Genomic DNA, 6,106 nt, shown 5'->3' with positions numbered 1-6,106 from the left:
CACCTTTAAGCGAAGTGTGCCTACCCGCGTTGTAAAGTCTCGTTCATAATAGCCATTTCTTTGACTCTGACGACTTTCGGATCGTTCATAGTCATCAGCCTGGATATATTCTGTTCGCTGATTTTCCATCAACTGGTTGAACACTGTTGTCAAAATGTTTTTAGACACATCATCTTTTACCGAATGTTCAATAATGCTTTGAACCTCTTCGCTATTCAGTGTAAAATGTACTTGGGTCATATAAAGTCCTCCTGGGTAGGTTTTCTGGTAAAAACATTGTACCGTAAAAGGAGCTTTATATGGCCTTTTATCTTTTACACAATTATATGGACTTTATCTAAATAAACAATTGATATTTTTTTGTTATGATAATACTTATTCAATACTAAAATAGGAACAACAAAATATTCGATAAACATGAATATAAATAAACTAATGACAGACAGAATAGAGAAGAAAATACCTACTGCGAATAGTACGCCTATTAAAAAGTAACCTAATACTAATCCTGCCATTAAATTAGAATAACTAGAGGTAACATCGGTATAAGTCACATCATTACCTAACCAATGTTTCGCCAATAGCCACGTTGTTAAAATACGGACAGCCGAATAAACTAATAGAGCGATAAACAATTTTAAAATCATTGATTTTATCATTTCATTGGCTCCAAATCCGCCCAAAATCCCATTAAATAAATCATCTATCCCCCCATAACCACTTAATGCTAGTCCAAACATATTTATAGAGGCCTTGCTAAGAGCATAAATAACAAATATTTTTGAAAAAGCTAACAGGAATTGCGTCGCGTAAGCAAATGTTGAATCGGTTCCATAGTTAAATGATGGAAACTTAGCAACTTCAAATAATTTCATGAAGTAATTTTTGGCTTTTGCTTGTGTATCTTTTATTTCAACACCAGGCACCGTTACCGTAATGGATGCACCAGAATTAGTCGGTTGATTCGTTGCTTGCTGATAAGGTGAAGTCGGAGCTGAATGGATTGGTCGCTCTTGAACTGTTTCAGGCTGATTGACCTGAGCTACTGTCTGTTTCGTTCCACACTTTGGGCAAAATTGCGCACTTGCTTTTAATTCATTTCCACATTCGATACAATATTTCACTTTTATTCCTCCATTAATTCGTAAATTGTTGATACACGTTTTGACTAAAACGAGCAATAGCTGGTGCTTTTTCTCCATAACGACCATCCATTGATAAAGCGACTAATACATAGGATCCTTTATCCGTTACAATAATCGCTGCATCGTTCATGACGCCATAATCTGAAAATTGACCAGTTTTATTATATATAACTAAATTTGTTGGTAAATTTTTCAATAATTTTTCGCGATCAATTTGTTTTCCTAAAATATCTAATACCGACTGATCAACTTTTTCATTAATTAATTTTCTTTGGTATAGTTTCGTTAACACATCGCCTAATTCTTCAGATGTAACATAGTTATCTATCCCCGCACTTAAAGCGTAGGTATCTAAAAATTTACGATTTAGCTTCGTTTGTGTATACCCTAATTTTGCAATGACTTGATTAACCGCATTTAAACCGCCAATTCTATCAATCACTATATTAGCTGTTGTGTTATCACTGTTAGTAATCATTTCGGTTGCTAATTGATTGTATGTATAAGTTGTTCCAGGTGGATCATTTTGAATGTTTCCGGTTCCGCCTACTTTATCAGCTGTTCTTAATTGATAAGTGTCTTCTAAATTGATTGCACCTTCGTCAACTTGTTGATAGAAGGCAATTAATATAAATATTTTAATCACACTTGCCGCACGAATCGGCACATTTCCATTTGCACTAATTGAAGCAGCATCTATCTTGTCCCCTGATTCATTAGTTAATCGGTGATAATACATCGCATGCGATCCACCAATGTTAAATTGATTTCTAAACTGTGCATCTACTACCGACCGCATGACTTGATCATCAAATGGAATCAGTTCATTCTCTTTCTTTTGTTCTTTTTTATCTGCATCTTTTTTCTTTGTTTGAAGCAATTGTTTTTTTACATCTTCTTTCTCTTGTTGTTTCTTTTCTTCTTTCTCCTTATTAGCTTGCATTACTTTTTCTTGGTTAGGCATATAATAAAAATAATAATAGCTTCCTCCACCCACTAATAAAATCGATAATGCTGCTAATAAAAGATATTTCCAAAGACTCGATGATTCATCCATGTGTTGCGGTGTGTTCATTGAATGATTGACAGAATTAAATGACTCTGAAGGAATGGACGCTTTTGTTACCGTCGTCGTCTCCTTTATGTCATGATTTGACGCTGTCTGAGCAGTGGCATCAAATGGTGGATTTATTTCTCTCCCACAATTTTCACAATACTTATTCATGTCTGATTGAACAGTTTGACAATATGGACATAAAACATGTGAAAAACGGTCACTCACATACGTTTCGTTATTTACTGTCGGTAATGGTTGTTCATTTATGTCGTTATTTTCACCGTAATAGTCACCATCATGCTCTTCTTCACTGGACAATGAATGCACATCATCCGGTTTATCAGTTACTTCACCCGTAAAATCTTCTAAAAGTGGTGTCCCACAGTTTTGACAAAATACATCGCCTTCTTCAGACAATTTGCCACAATTTGAACAATAAATCTTCAATTCATCACTTCCTTAGTTTTATTTTCATTTTTTTGTTTATATATAGTGCTTAAATCACCTCTCTAACTTTCAGAAAAATCCGTTGCGAAATCGGGCCAACGAGTAGCACACTTAATAAAGTAGCATATTGTGGTAAGACACCTAATACAATTGCCATAAGAACTAATGATGCATCAAAAATCATTCGATACACTTGAATGCTCCATTTCGTTTTCTCCGCTAATGCAATACTTAATGCTTCAAGTGCTGCACTTCCTAACGAACTAGCTGCATATAAGCCTGTTCCCAAGGAAAAGGTTGTAATCGCCATTAATACGAATCCAATTGATAACAGTAGGCTATCTGTATTTAAAAAATGCCATGACATGACGACTGGTGGGAATATTTTAAAACTAAGTGATACAATTAAAAAGTTAACAAATGTTCCAATTCCCATTTTGGAGGCATCGATAAAATAAACAATGCAAACAATCGCTATGTTAAATAATAATGCTAACAGCCATAATTCAACGGCTATATGTTGCTGGATCCCTAAAAAAAATAAGGTAATCGTATCTGTCCCCCTGCTTATAGCTAGTAATAGGCTAATACCAAATCCCATAATAAGCGATCCGATCGCGTTAATAATAAGTCGTTTTGTGATTTTCACTGCTGACACTCCATCCTTCATTTCTTCTTTTTTATTATAACATTTTTATACAATAAAACACCTTTATACTATAAATAATTTTTATTTTTCACCAAAAAAAAGCTAATGACATACGTCATCAGCTTTAGTTAATTATTAGTCTTGTTTATGTAATTGAGCGATCAATTGATCTATACGACTACCATAATCAACTGAGGAATCTCGTTCAAATTTTAATTCAGGCACTTTGTATAAAGTTAAGCGAGTCGCTAATTCACTGCGAATTAACCCCTTCGCTTTATTTAAGCCTAATTCTGTTTCTTCACGTTCTTTTTGACTATCACTTAACGTGGAGTAATATAACGTGGCATACTGCAAATCATTAGATAATTCGATATCTGTTAACGTCACGTCTTTTACACGTGGATCGCGAACACGATTCGCAATAATACTATTCACTTCTTTTAAAATTTCTTGACGTACACGTCCTACTCGATGTTTAGCCATGTTTTACCTCCTTTGAGTCCAAATGACTGAACCTTCTTTAAGCATTTTTATTTTATCTACTTATTTAGGTTTAATTTCAACCATTTCATAGGCTTCAATGATGTCGTCTACTTTTACATCATTGTAGTTTTCAAACATAATACCACATTCAAAGCCTTTTTTAACTTCTTTCATATCATCTTTAAAGCGTTTCAACGAAGTGATTTCACCGTCATGAATAACAATACCGTTACGGATAATGCGTACATGACTTGACCGTTTAATAATTCCGTCTGTTACAAATGCTCCCGCAATTGTTCCTAGTTTAGAAACTTGATATGTTTCACGAACACTTAATTGACCTGTCACTTGTTCTTTATATTCTGGGTCAAGCATTCCTTTCATCGCGGTTTCAATTTCGTCAATTACGTTATAAATAACGCTATGTAAACGAATATCTACTTGCTCAGCATCGGCTTCGCTTTTCGCTTGTGGTGTTGGGCGAACGTTGAATCCGATAACGATTGAATTACTTGCTAAAGCTAATGAAATATCACTTTCATTAATCGCTCCAACTGCTGAATGGACGATAGACACTTTAACGCCTTCTACTTCAATTTTTTGTAGAGATGCACTTAACGCTTCGGCTGAACCTTGAACGTCTGCTTTAATAATCACATTGACATTTTTTAATTCGCCTTCTTGAAGACTTTCAAATAAGTTGTCTAAAGTAATACGTTGGTTTTGAGAACGTTTAACTGCTTGTGCACGCTCTGCACGTTCTTCACCTACTTGACGAGCTGTTTTTTCGTCTTCGAATACAACGAAACGATCTCCAGCTTGTGGTGCAACATTTAATCCTGTAATTTCGATAGGTGTTGCTGGATTCGCTGTTTTAACGCGACGTCCTTGATCATTAATCATTGCACGGACACGACCATGTGTGTTACCGACAACGATAGGATCTCCAATATTCAATGTACCTTCTTGAACGAGTAACGTTGCAATTGGGCCTTTTGCTTTATCTAAACGTGCTTCAATGACTGTTCCTAAAGCTAAACGATTAGGATTTGCTTTAATTTCTTGAATTTCGGATACCAAAATAATCATTTCTAATAATTCGTCAATATTCGTATTGAATTTTGCAGAAATGTTAACAAAAATAGTGTCGCCACCCCATGCTTCTGGAATTAACCCATGTTCAGATAATTCTGTCATAACTTGATCCGGATTAGCGGTTGGCTTGTCAATTTTGTTAACTGCCACAATAATTGGTACTTGTGCATCTTTAGCATGGTTAATGGCTTCAACTGTTTGAGGCATAACTCCATCATCTGCAGCTACTACGATAATCGTAATATCTGTGACATCTGCTCCACGTGCACGCATTGTTGTAAACGCCGCATGTCCTGGTGTATCTAAGAATGTAATTGGTTTGCCATCAATTTTTACTTGGTAAGCACCAATATGCTGTGTAATTCCACCAGCTTCGCCTTCTGTTACTTTTGTGTTTCTTAATTGGTCAAGCAACGTTGTTTTACCATGGTCAACGTGACCCATAATAGTTACAACTGGTGCGCGTTCAACTAATTCATCTAAATCAGATACTGCTTCAGCTTTTGCTTCTTCGAAGTATAAATCCAAATCAGTAATATCCTTTTCAACTTTTAATTCAGCAGTAATACCATATTCAATCGCTAATAATTCAATCGCTTCGTTTGATAGCGGTTGGTTTTGGTTAGTCATTACGCCTACTAATAATAATTTTTTCAATATTTCTGCTGGTTCACGATGGATTTTCTTCGCAATTTCAGCGACATTCATACCTTCTGTGTATACAAGCACTTCTGGTAACTCTTTAAATTTACGTGGTGGAGCACCTTTTTTATCAGTACCTTTACGATGATCATTGCGATTTTGTTTACCACGGTTATTTTTGCGTCGTTTATTGTTATTTTGGTTACCATAACGACGGTTTGCTTGTCCACTATATTCATTCTGACTAGCTTGTTGTTGTGAAGAGTTCTTCACTTGTTTTTTACTTGTTGCTGGTTTATCTGTTGTTGGTTTTTGTTTTTGGTTTTGGCTATGTTTTTCAATAACTGGTTGGTTATTTGGTTTAGACTGCCGCTTGTCTTGCTCGTTACGGTTTGCATTTTTTGTTTCTACTTTTTTATTGTTTGATGTTTTATTTAATACTTGATTAATTTTTCCCACGTCGCTTTCTTCCATTGAAGACATATGACTACTGTAGTTGATTCCAACTTCTTTTGCAGCTTCTAATACTTCTTTACTTGATATCTTATTTTCGCGCGCATATTCATAAACACGTTTTTTTGACAT

Annotated in this window: 6 protein-coding genes; all 6 read right to left on the bottom strand. The window is 35.2% G+C overall.

What is annotated here, in order from left to right:
• Window positions 1–240: IS256 family transposase (locus L866_RS0104905; protein ID WP_025729719.1), on the bottom strand; the 240-nt coding region annotated here is incomplete at its 3' end.
• 74 nt (window positions 241–314) lie between these two features.
• Window positions 315–1,124: a zinc ribbon domain-containing protein gene (locus L866_RS0104900; protein WP_025729717.1), complete on the bottom strand. Its 810-nt coding sequence runs from the start codon at window positions 1,122–1,124 to the stop codon at window positions 315–317.
• Between the two features lie 13 nt (window positions 1,125–1,137).
• Entirely contained in the window at window positions 1,138–2,649 is a 1,512-nt protein-coding gene (locus L866_RS09060) for a serine hydrolase (RefSeq protein WP_025729715.1), read from the bottom strand.
• A 49-nt stretch (window positions 2,650–2,698) separates the two neighbouring features.
• Window positions 2,699–3,298 carry a YczE/YyaS/YitT family protein gene (locus L866_RS0104890; protein ID WP_025729713.1) on the bottom strand — a complete coding sequence of 200 codons (600 nt, stop codon included), beginning with the start codon at window positions 3,296–3,298 and terminating at the stop codon, window positions 2,699–2,701.
• Window positions 3,299–3,433: 135 nt separating this feature from the next.
• Window positions 3,434–3,784, bottom strand: a complete 351-nt coding sequence (rbfA, locus tag L866_RS0104885; RefSeq protein WP_025729711.1) for a 30S ribosome-binding factor RbfA — start codon at window positions 3,782–3,784, stop codon at window positions 3,434–3,436.
• 60 nt (window positions 3,785–3,844) lie between these two features.
• Window positions 3,845–6,106: a translation initiation factor IF-2 gene (infB, locus tag L866_RS0104880; RefSeq protein WP_025729709.1), complete on the bottom strand. Its 2,262-nt coding sequence runs from the start codon at window positions 6,104–6,106 to the stop codon at window positions 3,845–3,847.

Source organism: Atopobacter phocae ATCC BAA-285 (assembly GCF_000526675.1).
In the GTDB taxonomy this organism is placed as follows: domain Bacteria; phylum Bacillota; class Bacilli; order Lactobacillales; family Aerococcaceae; genus Atopobacter; species Atopobacter phocae.
This window is presented reverse-complemented; position numbering and strand designations above follow the sequence as displayed.